Source organism: Streptomyces pactum (assembly GCF_002005225.1).
GTDB classification, from domain to species: Bacteria; Actinomycetota; Actinomycetes; order Streptomycetales; family Streptomycetaceae; genus Streptomyces; species Streptomyces pactum_A.
Genome location: NZ_CP019724.1, coordinates 3446409 through 3462175, shown reverse-complemented (window position 1 = coordinate 3462175; position 15767 = coordinate 3446409). Strand labels below are relative to the sequence as shown.

General features: G+C 72.3%; 21 protein-coding genes. 12 read left to right on the top strand and 9 right to left on the bottom strand.

The genetic code is table 11. The features are described from left to right. Positions 1-240 (top strand): SCO4848 family membrane protein, encoded by a 240-nt coding sequence (locus B1H29_RS14155; protein ID WP_055418236.1) that lies wholly within the window; start codon positions 1-3, stop codon positions 238-240. Positions 241-276: 36 nt separating this feature from the next. Then, the gene (locus tag B1H29_RS14150; RefSeq protein WP_055418235.1) at positions 277-1689 is read left to right on the top strand and encodes a metallophosphoesterase; all 1413 of its coding nucleotides are present in this window, start codon (positions 277-279) and stop codon (positions 1687-1689) included. On the opposite strand, the gene B1H29_RS14145 is transcribed toward B1H29_RS14150, so the two are convergent. The 4 genes from B1H29_RS14145 to B1H29_RS14130 all read right to left on the bottom strand — a co-directional run bounded on the left by B1H29_RS14145 (position 1680) and on the right by B1H29_RS14130 (position 3860). Beyond that, on the bottom strand, positions 1680-2441 hold the full coding sequence (locus B1H29_RS14145; protein ID WP_055418234.1) for a TetR/AcrR family transcriptional regulator: 762 nt from the start codon (positions 2439-2441) through the stop codon (positions 1680-1682). The two genes, B1H29_RS14150 and B1H29_RS14145, sit on opposite strands and share 10 nt — an antisense overlap. Positions 2442-2452: 11 nt before the next feature. Beyond that, a complete protein-coding gene (locus tag B1H29_RS14140; RefSeq protein WP_055418233.1) occupies positions 2453-2935 on the bottom strand; it encodes a thiol-disulfide oxidoreductase DCC family protein in 483 nt (160 codons plus the stop codon). Positions 2936-2939: 4 nt separating this feature from the next. Then, positions 2940-3347, bottom strand: a complete 408-nt coding sequence (locus tag B1H29_RS14135) for a hypothetical protein (RefSeq protein WP_055418232.1) — start codon at positions 3345-3347, stop codon at positions 2940-2942. A 102-nt stretch (positions 3348-3449) separates the two neighbouring features. After that, entirely contained in the window at positions 3450-3860 is a 411-nt protein-coding gene (locus tag B1H29_RS14130; protein WP_055418231.1) for a VOC family protein, read from the bottom strand. Positions 3861-4029: 169 nt separating this feature from the next. On the opposite strand from B1H29_RS14130, the gene B1H29_RS14125 reads away from it, so the two are divergent. The 3 genes from B1H29_RS14125 (at position 4030) to B1H29_RS14115 (ending at position 5391) form a co-directional block, all read left to right on the top strand. After that, complete coding sequence (locus B1H29_RS14125; RefSeq protein ID WP_055418230.1) at positions 4030-4470, top strand: TM2 domain-containing protein; 441 nt, start codon at positions 4030-4032, stop codon at positions 4468-4470. Continuing rightward, positions 4463-4882, top strand: coding sequence for a DUF2752 domain-containing protein (locus B1H29_RS14120; RefSeq protein WP_055418229.1), 420 nt, complete (start codon positions 4463-4465; stop codon positions 4880-4882). Before B1H29_RS14125 ends, B1H29_RS14120 begins: the two co-directional genes overlap by 8 nt. A gap of 239 nt (positions 4883-5121) precedes the next feature. Further along, positions 5122-5391, top strand: a complete 270-nt coding sequence (locus tag B1H29_RS14115; protein ID WP_055418228.1) for a TM2 domain-containing protein — start codon at positions 5122-5124, stop codon at positions 5389-5391. A 91-nt stretch (positions 5392-5482) separates the two neighbouring features. Here the strand turns inward: B1H29_RS14115 and B1H29_RS14110 are convergent, their stop codons facing one another. The 5 genes from B1H29_RS14110 to B1H29_RS14090 form a co-directional block, all read right to left on the bottom strand. Next, positions 5483-6256, bottom strand: a complete 774-nt coding sequence (locus B1H29_RS14110) for a succinate dehydrogenase iron-sulfur subunit (RefSeq protein ID WP_055418227.1) — start codon at positions 6254-6256, stop codon at positions 5483-5485. After that, a complete protein-coding gene (gene sdhA, locus B1H29_RS14105) occupies positions 6256-8010 on the bottom strand; it encodes a succinate dehydrogenase flavoprotein subunit (RefSeq protein ID WP_055418226.1) in 1755 nt (584 codons plus the stop codon). Before sdhA ends, B1H29_RS14110 begins: the two co-directional genes overlap by 1 nt. Positions 8011-8029: 19 nt before the next feature. Then, positions 8030-8518: a succinate dehydrogenase hydrophobic membrane anchor subunit gene (locus B1H29_RS14100; RefSeq protein WP_055418225.1), complete on the bottom strand. Its 489-nt coding sequence runs from the start codon at positions 8516-8518 to the stop codon at positions 8030-8032. Between the two features lie 5 nt (positions 8519-8523). Beyond that, positions 8524-8904, bottom strand: a complete 381-nt coding sequence (gene sdhC, locus B1H29_RS14095; RefSeq protein WP_003974113.1) for a succinate dehydrogenase, cytochrome b556 subunit — start codon at positions 8902-8904, stop codon at positions 8524-8526. Between the two features lie 224 nt (positions 8905-9128). After that, positions 9129-9650, bottom strand: a complete 522-nt coding sequence (locus B1H29_RS14090; protein ID WP_055418955.1) for a 2-oxo-4-hydroxy-4-carboxy-5-ureidoimidazoline decarboxylase — start codon at positions 9648-9650, stop codon at positions 9129-9131. A 269-nt stretch (positions 9651-9919) separates the two neighbouring features. On the opposite strand from B1H29_RS14090, the gene B1H29_RS14085 reads away from it, so the two are divergent. The 7 genes from B1H29_RS14085 to B1H29_RS14055 all read left to right on the top strand — a co-directional run bounded on the left by B1H29_RS14085 (position 9920) and on the right by B1H29_RS14055 (position 15696). Continuing rightward, entirely contained in the window at positions 9920-11485 is a 1566-nt protein-coding gene (locus tag B1H29_RS14085) for a beta-N-acetylhexosaminidase (protein ID WP_055418954.1), read from the top strand. Positions 11486-11597: 112 nt separating this feature from the next. Beyond that, the gene (locus B1H29_RS14080; RefSeq protein ID WP_055418224.1) at positions 11598-12197 is read left to right on the top strand and encodes a hypothetical protein; all 600 of its coding nucleotides are present in this window, start codon (positions 11598-11600) and stop codon (positions 12195-12197) included. An 87-nt stretch (positions 12198-12284) separates the two neighbouring features. Beyond that, positions 12285-12860, top strand: coding sequence for a hypothetical protein (locus tag B1H29_RS14075; RefSeq protein ID WP_055418223.1), 576 nt, complete (start codon positions 12285-12287; stop codon positions 12858-12860). A 166-nt stretch (positions 12861-13026) separates the two neighbouring features. Then, on the top strand, positions 13027-13413 hold the full coding sequence (locus B1H29_RS14070) for a hypothetical protein (RefSeq protein WP_055418222.1): 387 nt from the start codon (positions 13027-13029) through the stop codon (positions 13411-13413). Between the two features lie 172 nt (positions 13414-13585). After that, positions 13586-14038 carry a hypothetical protein gene (locus tag B1H29_RS14065; protein ID WP_234393010.1) on the top strand — a complete coding sequence of 151 codons (453 nt, stop codon included), beginning with the start codon at positions 13586-13588 and terminating at the stop codon, positions 14036-14038. 123 nt (positions 14039-14161) lie between these two features. After that, the gene (locus B1H29_RS14060) at positions 14162-14779 is read left to right on the top strand and encodes an RNA polymerase sigma factor (protein WP_063787496.1); all 618 of its coding nucleotides are present in this window, start codon (positions 14162-14164) and stop codon (positions 14777-14779) included. Further along, on the top strand, positions 14776-15696 hold the full coding sequence (locus B1H29_RS14055) for a hypothetical protein (protein ID WP_055418220.1): 921 nt from the start codon (positions 14776-14778) through the stop codon (positions 15694-15696). Before B1H29_RS14060 ends, B1H29_RS14055 begins: the two co-directional genes overlap by 4 nt. The last annotated feature ends 71 nt before the right edge of the window (positions 15697-15767 follow it).

The window sequence follows — 15767 nt, the reverse complement described above, 5'->3', positions numbered from 1 at the left end:
ATGAAGCTCAGCCGCCCCGTCTCCTGGTTCCTGCTCGCTTTCGGGGTGTGGAGCTGGATCATCTGGATCACTTTCGTCAAAAATCTGATCAAGGACAGCAGCGGGCTCGCGTTCGAGGACGGCGATCCCACGGCGTACTTCTGGGTGCACCTGCTGCTCGCCGTCGTCTCCTTCGTATTGGGGACGGTCGTCGGGGTCATCGGGTTGCGTGGAGTGCGCGCACTGCGCCGAAGGTCATAGGCGTCACGGACGCCACAACCGAGGGGATACGACGGCATGGTGGTCGTCTTCGCGCTTGTCGCGCTGGCAGTGGTGAGCGTGCTCGTGGCGTCCAACTGGTACGTGTGGCGGCGCCTGTTCCGCGACACGACCCGGGGCCCCGGCCCCGTGCGCCGGATCGGCGCGGTGGTGATCGCCGGGGGCTGGGCGCTGGCCGTCGGCGCGCTGGTCGCCGAACGCGCGGGCGCCCCCTTCTGGCTCCAGCGGGTGCTGGCCTGGCCGGGCTTCCTGTGGCTGGCGATGTCGGTCTACCTGCTGCTGGCGGTGCTGGCCGGCGAGGTCGTACGGCCGCTGCTGCTGCGGTTCCTGACGCGGCGGGCGGCCGGGCGGCAGGCGGCGCCCGGGCCACTGAGGCCCCCCGCCGCGGACACGAAGCGCATACCGGCCCAAACGGCCCCGCCCAGGCCGGCGGAGACGGCGGGCACGGCCGAGACCCCGGAGGCTTCCGGTAAGGCCGGCGACCCCAAGGCACCCCAGGCACCCGAGGCACCCGAGACGGCCGAGACCGCCGAAGCCGCCGGGACGCCTGAGACGCCCGGCTCGGGCGACACGGCCGGCGGCCCGCCCGACAGTCCTCTCGCGCTCCCCTCCCGCCGCCTCTTCGTCTCCCGGGTCGTCGCCGGCGCCGCCGCCGCGGCGGCCGTCGGGACGGTCGGCTACGGCACGTACGGCGTGCTGAACGGCCCGACGGTGAAGCGGGTCACCGTGCCGCTGGCCAAGCTCCCGCGCGCGGCGCACGGTTTCCGGATCGCCGTGGTCAGCGACATCCACCTCGGCCCGGTGCTGGGCCGGGGCTTCGCGCAGAAGGTCGTCGACACCATCAACTCCACGCAGCCCGACCTGATCGCCGTCGTCGGCGACCTGGTGGACGGCAGCGTGAAGGACCTCGGCCCGGCGGCGGCCCCGCTGGCCCGGCTCAGGGCGCGGCACGGCGCCTACTTCGTCACCGGCAACCACGAGTACTTCTCCGGCGCCGAGCAGTGGGTCGCCGAGGTGCGGCGGCTCGGCCTGCTCCCGCTGGAGAACGCCCGCACCGAACTGCCCCACTTCGACCTCGCCGGGGTCAACGACATCTCGGGCGAGGACGACGGCCAGGGCCCCGACTACGCCAAGGCCCTCGGCGACCGGGACCGGGCCCGCGCGTGCGTGCTGCTCGCCCACCAGCCGGTGCAGATCCACGACGCCGTCGACCACGGCGTCGACCTCCAGCTCTCCGGCCACACCCACGGCGGTCAGCTCTGGCCCGGCAACCTCATCGCGGGCGCCGCCAACCCGACCCTGGCCGGCCTGGAGCGCTACGGCGACACCCAGCTCTACGTCAGCCGTGGCGCGGGCGCCTGGGGCCCGCCCACGCGCGTGGGGGCGGAGTCGGACGTCACGGTGATCGAGCTGGCGTCCCGTCAGGCCTGACCGGCGGACTTCTCCGTCGGCGCCGACCTGTTCGCGGGGTCGGGAAGCGCCCTCGTCATCCCCGGCAGGAAGTCCGTGAACAGCTCGTGCACCTCGCGCACCAGCGGGCGCAGCACCCGGAAGCGGGCCAGCGCGACGCCTCGCGCGGTGAGCCGGGCGCCGCGTTCGGCGAGGCGGTAGCTGCGCTCCCGGCCCTCGGTGCGGTCGAAGATCCAGTACAGGACGAGGCCCATCTGGGAGAGCCACATCAGCTCGGGCAGGATGTCCCGCAGGTCCTCGGGCACCTTGCTCTTCGCGCCCGCCAGCACCGTGCGGTGGACGTTGACGGCCTCCACCCGCGCGTGCTCCGACTCCGGGGAGAAGGGGCTGAGCGGGCTGTCCGGGTCCGCGGCGTTCTTGAAGAACTGCACCGCGAACTCGTGGTACGGCGTGGCGATGTCCAGCCAGACCTTCAGCACGCCCGCCAGCCGCGCCTCCAGGTCGGTCTCCCGCGCCAGCACTTCCCGGACCGCCGCCTGGTGCTCGGCGGCGATCCGGTCGTAGAAGCCCTGGATCAGGTGCTCCTTGCCGGCGAAGTAGTAGTAGGCGTTGCCGACGGAGACCCCGGCCTCCTGGGCGATGGCCCGCATGGTGGTCCGGTCGTAACCGCGTTCCTGGAAGAGCCGCATGGCCGTCTCCAGGATCAGCGCGCGGGTCTGCTCGGACTTGCTGAGGGGGGCTCCGTCGTCGGGGCCGTCGTTCTTCGCAGGCACAGGAGCAGAGCCTAACGAGTGGCGCAGGCGCCGTCGTCACAGCCGGGTCCGGTGTACATCCACCCGAGGCCCGGCTCGTACACCCAGCCGTCGGCACGCCGGTAGCCGTTGCCGCCCCACTGGCCCGCCTGGCGCCACTTGGCGGCGGCCAGGACGGCGCCCCTGGCCAGCCTCGCTCCGCTGGGCGTGCTGAGCCGGTGGGCGAGGGGCCGGTGCTCGCGCAGCGCCCACAGGACGACGATCCAGGCGGCGGCACCCCGGTAGACCTGGCCGGCGTCGCCGACGACGGTGACCTCCTCCAGGGAGGTGCCGTGGTCGAGCCCCGGGAAGCGCCGGCGCGCCTCGGCCGACCCGGCCGGGACCGGCTCCAGCGGGACCAGGCGCGGCTGCCGCAGCAGCCAGTCCCGTACGTGGGTGCACAGGGAGCACTCGGCGTCGTACAGGACGGTGAGCCGGCGCACCGGGGCGCCGGCCGTCGCGGGAGCGGACGCCATCGGCTCAGGCCCCGGCCGCCGGTGCCGTCCAGCCCTGCGGCCGGACCGGCGGCACCTGCTCCCGCTCCATCATCCCGCGCCGCCGGATCTTGTTGAGCACGTACACGTTGCCCAGGTGCATCACGCCGAGCACCAGCAGCACCACGCCCAGCTTGGTCGACAGGGTCTCGAAGACGCCGCGGGTGTCGACGATGGTCTCGTCACCGCTCAGGTAGAGGGCGACGAAGCCGAGGTTGACGAGGTAGAAGCCGACCACCAGGAGGTGGTTGACGGCGTCGGCGAGCTTCTCGTTGCCGTGCAGTACGTCGGCGAGGAAGACCCTGCCGTTGCGGCTGAGCGTGCGGGCCACCCAGATGGTCAGGCCGATGCTGACCAGCAGGTAGATGACGTAGGCGATGACGGTGCGGTCCATGCCCCACCCCTTCTTGAACGCGTTCAAAACGCTGACGGGGAAGACTGTAGACCTGCTTTTGAACATGTTCAACTCAACGGAGGAGTGGTCCGCGTCACCCGACTACGGACGGCGGCCGAGCTCCGGACGCTTGCAGTAGTCCGTGAGCCCGATGACGTTGCCCCACGGGTCGGCGAACTCGACGGTCCAGCCGGTGGCGCCCGCAAACGGCTCGTCGAGCGGCGCCACCCCCGCGTCGCGCAGCGCCCGGGCCGCCGTACGGGCGTCGGCCACCTCGAGCCACACCCGCGCGGAGGGCCACGGCGGAGGCCGCCGGCCGAACTCCTCCTCCACCCGCAGCAGGATGCCCGGCGTCTCGCCCCCTGCCTTCAGCAGCGCGATCCCGGCCTCGTCGAGCCGGAAGGCGACCGGAAAGCCGGCCCGCTCGTAGAAGCCGACGGCCTCGGCGAGATCCCCCACGGGCAGCAGCACGTTGTCGAACCCGAGCAGTTCGTACGACTCATGATCTGACATGACGTCACATTAGGTGTGTGCGCGGCGAAGCGGCCGGAAGCGGCGGGCGGGGCGGTGGCGGGGTCACTCGCCCGGGCGGACGGCCGGTCCCGGGGCCCGACTTCTCTTTGCGCGCCGAGTCCTACAGTATGACCCGCAGTTTCCCGTACTTTCCAGGAGTGACACCACCGTGAGCGAGCAGCCGCAGCAGCCGTCCCAGCCGCCCGGATACGGCTACCCGAACCAGGGTCCCGGCGCGGCCGGCCAGGCCGGTCCCTACGGCTACCCGCAGGGTGGCCACCAGCAGCCCGGCTATCAGCAGCCCCCCGGCGGCTACCAGGCGCCCGGGTACCAGCAGGCGCCCGGCTACTACGCCCCCGACCCCAACGCGCCCTACGGCTACGACCCCTACGGGCGCCCTTACTCCGACAAGTCGAAGATCGTCACCGGCGTACTCCAGCTCTTCCTCGGCAGCTTCGGCATCGGCCGCTTCTACGTCGGCAACGTCGGCGTCGGCATAGCCCAGTTGCTCACCTGCGGCGGGCTCGGATTCTGGGCGCTGATCGACGGCATCATGTACCTCGTCAGCAACGACCGCACGGACGAACAGGGGCGGATCCTGCGTGGCTGACGCGGCCCGTCGCGCGCCGGCCGGAGGGCGGCGCCCGCCGTGGCATCCGGCGGCGGCACCCCTCGCGGTGCTCGTCGCGGGCGCCGCGGGCACCGGGTACCTGTGGTTCACCGACCCGCACGAGCCCGGCCACCTCCTTCCCCAGTGCCCGTTCCGGTACGTCACCGGACTGCTCTGCCCGGCGTGCGGCGGCACGCGCATGGCGTACGACCTGATGCACGGTCAGTTCGCCGCGGCCTGGCTGGACAACCGCGCCCTGCTGCTCGCCGCGCCGTTCGCCCTGGCGCTGTGGGGCCGCTGGACGGCGGAGGGGCTGCGCGGCCGCTTCTACCGGCCCCGGATCGCGCCACGGGTCCAAATTCTGATCCTGCTGACGGCGGTGGCCTGGACGGTGGTTCGCAACCTCGTCTGAGGCGCCCCGGTGCCGTGGTGGGCCGTGGCGTCGATCGAATGATCACGGAATGGGAACGTTCGGTCGAATACACTCCCGCAGGTCCCACCAGTCTCTCTATGCTCCCTACGCACAGGGGGGACGGCCACGCCAACGCGTCGTGGGCCGCCGTGCACGGTCAGTGTGCGATCAGCGGTGTTCCTTCCTGGCCCCCGGGCAATCCGTCCCGGCCCGTCCCGCATCTCCCCAGGAGCACCACCGTGACCGTCCCCCCGAACTCCGCCGCCGCTCCCTACGGCTTCGACCCGCAGGGCCGCCCGTACTCCGACAAGTCGAAGATCGTCGCCGGTATCCTCCAGCTCTTCCTGGGCACCCTGGGTATCGGCCGCTTCTACGTCGGTTCCGTCGGCGTCGGTGTCGCCCAGCTCCTCACCTGCGGTGGCCTGGGCTTCTGGGCGCTGATCGACGGCATCATCTTCCTGGTCAGCAACGACCGCACCGACAAGGAGGGCCGCGTGCTGCGCGGCTGACGCCGCTGCACGGCCTCGTCACAAGGCAGTACGGCCGAGGGCCCCGATCACATCGATCGGGGCCCTCGGCCGTACGCTCGGCACGCGTGGGTCAGAAGCGGCGCGTGATCAGCGCCCGCTTCACCTCCGCGATCGCCTTGGTGACCTCGATGCCGCGCGGGCAGGCGTCCGTGCAGTTGAAGGTCGTGCGGCAGCGCCAGACGCCGTCGCGGTCGTTGAGGATCTCCAGCCGCTGCTCCCCGGCCTCGTCACGCGAGTCGAAGATGAAGCGGTGGGCGTTGACGATGGCCGCCGGGCCGAAGTACTGCCCGTCGTTCCAGAAGACCGGGCACGAGGACGTGCACGCGGCACACAGGATGCACTTCGTCGTGTCGTCGAAGCGCTCGCGGTCCTCGGCCGTCTGGAAGCGCTCGCGCGTCGGCTCGTTGGTGTCCTTCGTGATCAGGAAGGGCATCACGTCCCGGTACGCCTGGAAGAACGGCTCCATGTCGACGACCAGGTCCTTGAGGACCGTCAGGCCCTTGATGGCCTCGACCGTGATCGGCTTCTCGGGGCTGATGTCCTTGATCAGCGTCTTGCAGGCGAGGCGGTTCTTGCCGTTGATCCGCATGGCGTCCGACCCGCAGATGCCGTGCGCGCAGGAACGGCGGAAGGTGAGGCTTCCGTCGAGGTCCCACTTGATCTTGTGCAGCGCGTCGAGGACACGTTCCTTGGGGTCGATCTCCAGTTGGAAGTCTTCCCAGGTCGCCTCGGCCGAGACCTCCGGGTTGAACCGGCGGATCCGGAAGGTGACGGTGATGTACGGGGAGTCGGCGAAGCCGGACTCGGGGGCCGAGTCGCTCTTCTCCATGACAGGGGTAGCCATCAGTACTTACGCTCCATCGGCTGGTAGCGGGTCTGGACGACCGGCTTGTAGTCGAGCCGGATGGACTCGGCGCCGTCGTCGCCCACCTCGCGGTACGCCATGGTGTGGCGCATGAAGTTGACGTCGTCGCGGTTGGGGAAGTCCTCGCGGTAGTGACCGCCGCGGGACTCCTTGCGGGCGAGCGCGGACACCGCCATGACCTCGGCCAGGTCGAGCAGGTTGCCCAGCTCGACGGCCTCCAGCAGGTCGGTGTTGAACCGCTTGCCCTTGTCCTGGATCGCCACGTTCTTGTAGCGGGCGCGCAGCTCGGCGAGCTTCTCGACGGCCGTCTTGATCGTCTGCTCGGTGCGGAACACCATGACGTTGGCGTCCATGGTCTCCTGCAGCTCGCGACGGAGCGTCGCCACCCGCTCGGTGCCGGTGGAGGAACGCAGCCGCTCGATCTGTTCGACGACCAGGGACTCCGGGTTCTCCGGCAGCTCGACGAAGTCCGCCTTCTGGGCGTACTCCGCGGCGGCGATGCCCGCCCGCTTGCCGAAGACGTTGATGTCCAGCAGCGAGTTGGTGCCCAGGCGGTTGGCGCCGTGCACGGACACACAGGCCACCTCGCCGGCCGCGTACAGGCCCGGCACGACGGTGGTGTTGTCCATGAGGACCTCACCCTCGACGTTGGTCGGGATGCCGCCCATCGCGTAGTGGGCCGTGGGCTGGATCGGGATCGGGTCCGTGTAGGGCTCGATGCCGAGGTAGGTCCGCGCGAACTCCGTGATGTCGGGCAGCTTGGCGTCGAGCTGCTCCGGCGGGAGGTGCGTGAGGTCCAGGTAGACGTGGTCGCCCTCGGGACCGCAGCCGCGGCCCTCGCGGATCTCCGTGTAGATGGAGCGCGAGACGACGTCACGGGACGCGAGGTCCTTCATGACCGGCGCGTACTTCTCCATGAAGCGCTCGCCGTCCTTGTTGCGGAGGATGCCGCCCTCGCCGCGGGCGCCCTCCGTCAGCAGGATGCCCATGCGCCAGATGCCGGTCGGGTGGAACTGGAAGAACTCCATGTCCTCCAGCGGCAGCCCGCGCCGGTACACGGCCGCCTGGCCGTCGCCGGTCAGGGTGTGCGCGTTGGACGTCACCTTGAAGAACTTGCCGGTGCCGCCGGAGGCGTAGATCACGGACTTCGCCTGGAAGACGTGGATCTCGCCGGTGGCCAGCTCGTAGGCGACCACACCGGCCGACTTCTTGACGCCGTCGACCTCGGTGATGAGCTGGTCCAGGACGTAGAACTCGTTGAAGAACTCCACGCCCTCCTTGACGCAGTTCTGGTACAGCGTCTGGAGGATCATGTGACCGGTGCGGTCGGCGGCGTAGCAGGAGCGGCGGACCGGGGCCTCGCCGTGGTTGCGGCTGTGCCCGCCGAAGCGGCGCTGGTCGATGGTGCCGTTCGGCGTGCGGTTGAACGGCAGGCCCATCTTCTCCAGGTCGAGGACCGAGTCGATGGCCTCCTTCGCCAGGATCTCGGCGGCGTCCTGGTCGACCAGGTAGTCACCGCCCTTGACCGTGTCGAAGGTGTGCCACTCCCAGTTGTCCTCCTCCACGTTGGCCAGCGCGGCGGCCATGCCGCCCTGCGCGGCGCCCGTGTGGGAGCGGGTCGGGTAGAGCTTCGTCAGCACGGCGGTGCGGCTGCGCTTCGTCGACTCGATGGCCGCGCGCATGCCGGCGCCACCGGCGCCGACGATGACGGTGTCGTACTTGTGTACCTTCATGATTTTCGCAGCCCCGTGCCTAGCGGATGTTCGGGTCGAAGGTGAAGATCACCAGCGTGCCCAGCAGGATGGTGAACACCGTGGCGGTGTAGAGCAGGCCCTTGAGCCACAGGCGGGTGTTCGGGCGCTCCGCGTAGTCGTTGATGACCGTGCGCAGGCCGTTCGCGCCGTGCAGCATCGCCAGCCAGAGCATCAGCAGGTCCCAGACCTGCCAGAACGGCGAGGCCCAGCGGCCGGCCACGAAGGCGAAGCCGATCTTCGAGACGCCGCCGTCCAGCACGAGCTGGATGAGCAGGTGTCCGATGACCAGGACGACCAGCACCACGCCGGACAGGCGCATGAAGAGCCAGGCGGCCATCTCGAAGTTGCCGCGCGTGGACTTGGGGGACTTCTTGGTCCGCTTGCGGGGCGGCTCGATCAGCGGCGCCGGGTTGTCCACGGAGTAGACGGACGCGCCCGCGCCCTCGACGGGGCCGATGCCGGAGGCGGTGGTTTCAGTGGTCGACATGTGCGTCAGCTCCCGAACAGTTCACGAGCGGCGTGGCCGAGGACGGGGTAGATCGCCCCGAGCATCAGCACGACCCACAGGGCGACGACGGTCCAGAGCATCTGCTTCTGGTAGCGGGCGCCCTTGACCCAGAAGTCGACGGCGATGACACGCAGACCGTTGAGCGCGTGGAACAGGATGGCGGCGACGAGGCCGTACTCCAGCAGCGCGACGATCGGCGTCTTGTACGTGGCCACGACGGTGTCGTAGGCCTCGGGGGACACACGGACGAGCGCGGTGTCCAGCACGTGAACGAACAGGAAGAAGAAGATGAGGACGCCGGTGACTCGATGAGCCACCCAGGACCACATTCCTTCCCGGCCGCGGTACAGCGTTCCAGCCGGCACGGAAATTTCCTCCGGGAGCGGGGATTGGGGCCGCGCCGGCTTTCTCTTGTCGGACGGGCCCGGCCGGGTACGGTCCACCGGCCCCCAGCATCGTAGCGACGGTTGCCCGCGGCGCTTACGGGGGGCCTGCTTGTGTGATCAAAGTTGCACTCAAAGGAGCAGCGGGGTGGCTGCGGGGGCGGCTGCCGGGGCGGGTTATCGAGTGGTTTGCCTGGTGCGGGTCGTCAGTGGTCGCCCGCGCGTTCCCCCGCGCCCGTGAGGGTGTCGGTCAGCCGTGTCCTCGCCAGGCGGCGGAGTTCGTCGGCCGCCGCGAGGCGTTCCTCGTCCGGATCGTTCGCCAATCGTGACCGGATGCCCGTCAGCACGTGGTCCAGGGCCTCGTGCGCGGCCATGCCCTCGACGCAGATGACGAATGCGTGTCCGAATCTCGCCTCGTATGCGGTGTACGCCGCGCTCAGTGCCGTGTGGGCCGCCGCGTACGTGTCCTCGGGCAGGGCCGGCAGGGTCTCCGCGGCCAGGGCCTCGGCCAGATCGCCCGGGGGGAGGTCGTACGCCGCCTCGTCCGCCGCCGCCAGGAGGGACGGCAGGTCCGGGTAGGGGCGGTGGGAGGCGAGGCGGTGGGCCCAGTGACGGCTGTTCAGGCAGGACAGGAGGGTGCCGACGGCCTCGTCGGCGGGGGCGGCGTTGAAGCGCGCCAGTGAGGAGGCCGCTACCGGGGTGGCGCGGGTTTGCGCCGGTACCGGTATGGCCACTCGGCCGGGGAAGTCTGGGAGACGGTGCGCGGGCAGCGTGGGTCCTCGTGGGCGTCACGTGTGTGTCGGCAGGGGATTGTGCAAAAGATGTGGCGTCACGTTATCGAGTGACGGCATCGCGTGTCCGTCCAGTGCCCGAATTTCACTCGAACGGGAGAGTTTCAGAACATGTGGTGGACGCACGGCAGAGCTCACGGCCGTAGGTTGGCGCTGTGAGCCAGCACGGACGCCGGACGCCGGCGAACCAGGTCAGGCAGCGGGCGGTGATCGCCGGTGCGGTGGTCGCCGCGCTCGGCGTCGGGGTCGGCCTGTGGGCCACCGACGACGCGGACGGGAGCGGGGCCGCGGACCCGGCCGCCCGGTCCTCCCCGGAGGCGGCCGCGCCCAGCCCCAGCCGCTCCTACGCGCTGTCGAAGGAGCCGCGCACCATACCCGCCGTACGCGACCACACCCCGGCCCGCGGCCCCGGCTGGCAGCCGGAGAAGGCGCACCGCGTCGTCGTCGCCGACGCCTCTCTCGCCGACGAGGGCCGCCTGATAGCCGGCGAGCTGGGGCTGACGTACGCGGGGGAGAAGGACGACGAGCGCGCCGGGGACGTGCGGCTGGACGTCAGGGCGGACGAGGGCGCGGACGCCGAGTCGTACACCATGACCGTGCGCGACGGACGCGTCACCGTCACCGGGCCGGCCGAGGCCGGCGTCTACTACGGCACCCGCACCCTGAAGCAGGCGGTGGACGGCGGCGGCACCGCGCCGGAGGGCGTCGTGCGGGACGAGCCGGCCAAGCCGCGGCGCGGGTTCATGCTCGACATCGCGCGCAAGCACTACGACGCCGACTGGATCAAGGACCGGATACGCGAGCTGGGCGACCTGAAGTTCAACGAGCTGGGCCTGCACTTCTCCGACGACCAGGCCTTCCGCATCGAGTCCGACTCGCACCCCGAGATCGTCTCCGACGACCACCTGACCAAGGCCGAGGTCAAGGAGATCGTCGACCTCGCCGCCTCCCGGCACATCACCGTCGTCCCGGAGATCGACTCGCCCGGACACCTCGGCGCCGTGCTCGCCGCCCACCCCGACCTCCAGCTCCGCAACGCCCAGGGCACACCCACGCGCGGTGCGATCGACATCTCCGATCCGGAGGCCGCCGAGATCGTCGACGACCTGCTGAACGAGTACGCCGACCTCTTCCCCGGCTCGCAGTGGCATCTGGGCGCCGACGAGTACCAGGCGCTCACCGTCCCGAACCCCGAGGCGTCCTACCCGCAGCTCGCCGCCGCCGCACGCGAGGCCTACGGCGCCGGCGCCACCGTCGCCGACCTCACCACCGGCTGGCTCAACGGCCGCGCCAAGACGGTCCAGGCCCACGACCGCACCCCGCGCGCCTGGAACGACGGCTTCTTCCGCGACACGTCCGTCGAGCCGCTGGAGGACATCCAGGTCGCTTACTGGACCGGCAAGGAGATCGGGGCCCGGCAGCCGGCGGAGTACCTGAGCGCGGGCCGCGACGTCCTCAACTACAACGACGAGTTCCTCTACTACGTGCTCGGCGAGCCGCAGACCTTCGTCTACCCGACCGGCGAGCGCATCTACGAGCGGTGGACCCCGCGCGTCCTGCGCGGCACGCAGGCGGTCGACGCGAAGTACGACGACCAGATACTCGGCGGCAGCTTCGCCGTCTGGGGCGACCTGCCGAACTCCCAGACGCAGGCGCAGGTCGCCGACGGCATCCGGCTGCCGCTGGCGGCGACGGTCCAGAAGCTGTGGGACCCGGACCGGCCCGAGCTGTCCTGGGCCGACTTCAGGGCGCTGGCGGACCGCCTGGGCTGAGACCCGCGCGCCCCCGGAGCGCCGTGCGGATTGTCCGATACGGCTGCGAACTCCCGTACGGCTGTGGTGGTCTTTTGGCGAGCCGAACCGACACGCCGGGGGGAGCCGGGACATGGGCTACTGGGGGTATTTCGTCGTGGGCCGCGCCGAGCGGCCGCTCGCGGAGCTGGACGCCCTGGCGGGCGCCGCGGACATGAGACTGCGCCGGTCCGCGCCGGAGGGCTGGCAGGTGTGGGAGTTCCCGGGCGGGGACGGAGACGTCGGGAACATGAACGACCTGGCCGGGCAGACCGGCGCACCCGCGCTGTTCGGATACGTCATGGACAGTGACTGCGTGGTCGTGGAGGCGGCCGCACCGGAGAGCGGGGCGTGGACGACCTGCCTGGCGCGGTCCGCCATGGCCGGGTACCTCGGCGCGGAGAAGGAGGGGCTCACCCTGGAGGACTACTTCCTGGAGCCCCGCGACGCCGCCGAGCGTGCCGTCGTCTGGGCCGCCGAGGCCGGGCGCACCGCGGACGCCGGGGAACTGGCGGAGGTGCTGTCGGCCGAACCCGGATCCGCCCTCGGCCCGGAACCCGACCGCGGCGCCGGCCTCGAACCCGACCGCGGCGCCGGTCCTGGTGCCGGTGCCGGTGCTGTCCCCGAGGGCGGACCGGTGGCCGAAAACCTCTTCTTCCGGTTCCTCGACCGGCTCGGCGTGGTGCCGCTGTGACACTCCCGGGCCGTCGCACGCAGTAAGGGGAAGTGCGGGCTCCGTGGTGGTGAGCGGGCCGAAGCGGTAGGAACAGGGAGGCACCGGATGAGCCTGGTGGAACTGATCGCGCGGGCCGACACACGCGGACTCGCCGGGAGTGGACTGGCTTGTTTGGACCGCTGCGTTCCCCTCCTGGACGGTGACGACGAAGTCATCAGACCCCTGTGGGCGACCCTCGCCGACGAGACCGGCGAAGGGTCCGACTGGGCGCGGGGACTGGCGCGGGTGCGCGACCGGCTCGCCGGTCCCGACGCCGACGGCGAGGACGAGGCCGTGCTGCTGGCCCGCCGGATGCTGGCCGCCGCGCCGGCCGAGTGCTCCGGCGCCGGGATACGGGCGTGGGCCGACGCCTGCTCCGTCGCCTCGCTTCGCATCCACCGGCTCCTCGATCCCGCGGTGGACGCCGCCACCGGGGCCGACGTGCGCCGGGCGGGCGGTACGGAGGACGGTACGGAGCGACCGTCGCCACTCGTCGCCGCCGAACTGCGCCGCCAGGTCACCGTCCTGGAAGTGCTCGCCGGCCACGGCCCGGCCGGACTGCGCCGGGCGGTGGAGGTCTCCACGGAGGGGCGCCGAGTGCTGCGCGCGGTGGTGTCCCGCCGGGCGCGCGGACGGCGCTGATCGCCGCCCGCGTCTGTGACCGTCGTGCGGGGAAGACGCGGCGGCGGTGCGGCGGACGTGGTGGAGGTGCGGCGGTCCTGCGCCGGTTGCACGACGGCCGGGGTGCACGTGTGACGAAACGCCGCCCGGCGGCGCTCTAGCGGGTGTGACGACTGTGACCAGCGGATTGACGACCCAGCAGGAGAACCGGCCGCAGGCCGCCACGAAGCCGGTGCGGTGGGCGGCGGACGCGGTGGCCACGATGCGCGAGGGCGCCCGGCTGCGCCTGGACTACTCGGCGCAGAGCCTGTGGCGTGTCGATCGCGTGATCGACGGCATCCGGCGGGAGGGGGCGCCGTACGCGGCGGTGGAGACCGCACTGCGCGGACTCGGCGCCTACGCCGGTGAGGTGATCGTGCGTCAGGCCGGCGGCGAGTGGTGGGCCACCGGCGGCGACCACTGGGTCCGTACGCCCGACGGCCGCCTGTGGGACCCGATCGACGAGGCGCGCCGCTGCTTCGCCGGCGACGGGTCGCTCCGGCTGCTGTGCCGGGACGCGGCGGCGGCCGGGTGACGGACGCGCCGGGAACCGTGCCGAAACGATTCACCGTGCCCCGGGGCCGCGGGAAACGGCTCGCCCGCCGCGGACCTGTGACGTCCGGGGCGCTCCGTCCGCTGGATCAGCGGGAGAGCCGGGGCGCGGGCGCCGGACTCCCGTCACCGCGGCGAAGGGGTGGGTGGTCAGGATGGGTCAGCGGGGCGAGGTGGGCGGTGGCATACCGCGCGCCCGCGAGATGCGGGCGTACGCGGCGGCGTTCGTCGGCCGTGCCGCGGCCGGCCACCGGCTGCCGCTGGACTACTCCCCGGCCAGCCTGCGGATCGTCGACTTCCTGGTCGACGGGTTGCGCAAGGGCGGTGCCGATCACGAGCGGGCGCGCGGCGCGCTGCTCGGGCTGGGGGCGTACGTCGGTGAGGTGCTCGTGCGCCGGGCGGGCGCGACCTGGGTGGACTTCGACACGGACCAGCGGGCGTACTTCGGCCAGCCGGTCGGCGTACGGATGCCGGACGGGCGGGTCTGGAACCCGCTCGGCCGGGTCCACAACCGCCTGGCGGCCGGCGGCGGCCCCGAGGAGTCGCTGCACACCTTCTACCTGACGCTGCACGGGCGGGCCCGGCGCGTGCGGCCCGCCGTCCGGTGAGGGCCGTGCGGTGAGGGCCGTCCGGGCCGCCTCCTGTGACACTTCCGTGCGCGCCGACGCTGATGACCGTGGGGGCGGGCTCACTCGAGCGCGCGGACAACTCGGTACGGACGAGGACGGTTCTTGGGCCAGCGAGGGGAACCCCGCCGCGTGCACGCGTACGACGGGGAACTGGGCGCGGCCGTCGCGCGGGCCCAGGAAGGTGACGAGGCCGCCTTCGCGGTCGCCTACCGGCTCGTGCAGCCCGGCCTGCTGGGCTACCTGCGCGGCCTCGTCGGGGACGAGGCCGAGGACGTCGCGTCGGACGCGTGGCTGGAGATAGCCCGCGACCTGCGACGCTTCCGGGGCGACGGGGCCGGCTTCCGGGGCTGGACGGCGACCATCGCCCGGCACCGGGCCCTCGACCACCTGCGGCGGCAAAAGGTGAGGCCCCGGCCGACGGCGCTGGAGCAGGACGTCCTGGACCTGCCCGGCCCGCACTCCACGCACGACCAGGCACTGGAGAAGCTCTCCACCGAGGCGGCCCTGGCCCTCGTCTCGGGACTGCCGCGCGATCAGGCCGAGGCCGTACTCCTGCGGATCGTCGTCGGCCTCGACGGACCGTCCGCCGCGCGCGTCCTGGGCAAGCGGCCGGGCGCGGTGCGCACGGCGACGTACCGGGGGCTGAAGCGGCTGGCACGGCAACTGGGCGTCGAGGCTGTGACGGATGATGCGCCCAGGACGCTGGGGGAGTCGACATGACGGGCAGCGACGGCAGCGGCCCGGCGGACCGAGCGGGAACGGAGGCGGACATGGGTGCACGGCACCGCGAAGGCGACGACGGCGACCGCGCCGCCTCCCGTCCCGCCCGCCCGGAGACCGCCGGGATGGAGGGGCTGCTCGCCGCCGCCCTGCGGGGGGAGCGCGTCGACGCCGAGGGCGAGCGGCGGGCCGTGGCGGCGTTCCGGGCCGCCCTGGACGCGGAGCCGGGCCGGGCTGCACGCACCCGCCGGCGGGACGACTGGCGCCCCCGTGAGCGGCGACGCGCGGGGCGCACGCTGAAGACCGCGCTCTCGGTGCTGCTGGCGAGCCTCACCCTGGGCGGCGTCGCCTACGCGGCGATCGGCGGGGGCGGCTCCGCCACGGACACCGGCCGGCCGGAACGTACGCCCTCGTCCGTCACCACGGAGGGTGTCACGGTCCGTCCGGTCCCCGCCCCGCGTCCCGCCGCCCCGTCCCCCGGCACGTCCGCACGGCCCGGCGGTCCGGCCACCGCCCGGGACACCGAGGCCTACTGTCGCGACTACGAACGGCTGGGGGGCCGCGGCGAGGCGCTGGACACGGCGGCCTGGCAGCGGCTGGTCGCGGCGGCGGGCGGCGAGGAGCGCGTCGCGGCCCACTGCGCCGAGCAGCACTCCCGACGGCAGGCCCGGCCGAGCGTCGCGGCCGACGCGAACAAGCCGAGCGGGGCGGCCGACCCGGTCCGGCCGGAACGGCCGAACGGCGGCGCGGACGGCAACGCGAACGGCAACGCGGACGGCAACGCGGACGGCAACCCGAACGGCGGCGGCAGCGGCAGCGGCGAGGGCGCGCCCGCGGACCGGGCGGAGCCGGCGGACCGGGCGGAGCCGGCGGACCGGGCGGAGCCGGCGGACCGGGCTCTCGGCAGGGACAAGTAGCCTCGCACCAGGGACGATCGCGGCGGCCAAGGCAACGGCCGGGGCCGCCACCCCCCACAGGAGAGGCCCCG

Bases quoted from the DNA above. Each gene is read 5' to 3' on its own strand.
- B1H29_RS14155 (WP_055418236.1), top strand. From the start codon at position 1: ATGAAGCTCAGCCGCCCCGTCTCCTGGTTCCTGCTCGCTTTCGGGGTG.
- B1H29_RS14150 (WP_055418235.1), top strand. From the start codon at position 277: ATGGTGGTCGTCTTCGCGCTTGTCGCGCTGGCAGTGGTGAGCGTGCTC.
- B1H29_RS14140 (WP_055418233.1), bottom strand. From the start codon at position 2,935: ATGGCGTCCGCTCCCGCGACGGCCGGCGCCCCGGTGCGCCGGCTCACC.
- B1H29_RS14135 (WP_055418232.1), bottom strand. From the start codon at position 3,347: ATGGACCGCACCGTCATCGCCTACGTCATCTACCTGCTGGTCAGCATC.
- B1H29_RS14130 (WP_055418231.1), bottom strand. From the start codon at position 3,860: ATGTCAGATCATGAGTCGTACGAACTGCTCGGGTTCGACAACGTGCTG.
- B1H29_RS14110 (WP_055418227.1), bottom strand. From the start codon at position 6,256: ATGGCTACCCCTGTCATGGAGAAGAGCGACTCGGCCCCCGAGTCCGGC.
- sdhA (WP_055418226.1), bottom strand. From the start codon at position 8,010: ATGAAGGTACACAAGTACGACACCGTCATCGTCGGCGCCGGTGGCGCC.
- B1H29_RS14100 (WP_055418225.1), bottom strand. From the start codon at position 8,518: ATGTCGACCACTGAAACCACCGCCTCCGGCATCGGCCCCGTCGAGGGC.
- B1H29_RS14080 (WP_055418224.1), top strand. From the start codon at position 11,598: ATGGGCTACTGGGGGTATTTCGTCGTGGGCCGCGCCGAGCGGCCGCTC.
- B1H29_RS14075 (WP_055418223.1), top strand. From the start codon at position 12,285: ATGAGCCTGGTGGAACTGATCGCGCGGGCCGACACACGCGGACTCGCC.
- B1H29_RS14065 (WP_234393010.1), top strand. From the start codon at position 13,586: ATGGGTCAGCGGGGCGAGGTGGGCGGTGGCATACCGCGCGCCCGCGAG.
- B1H29_RS14055 (WP_055418220.1), top strand. From the start codon at position 14,776: ATGACGGGCAGCGACGGCAGCGGCCCGGCGGACCGAGCGGGAACGGAG.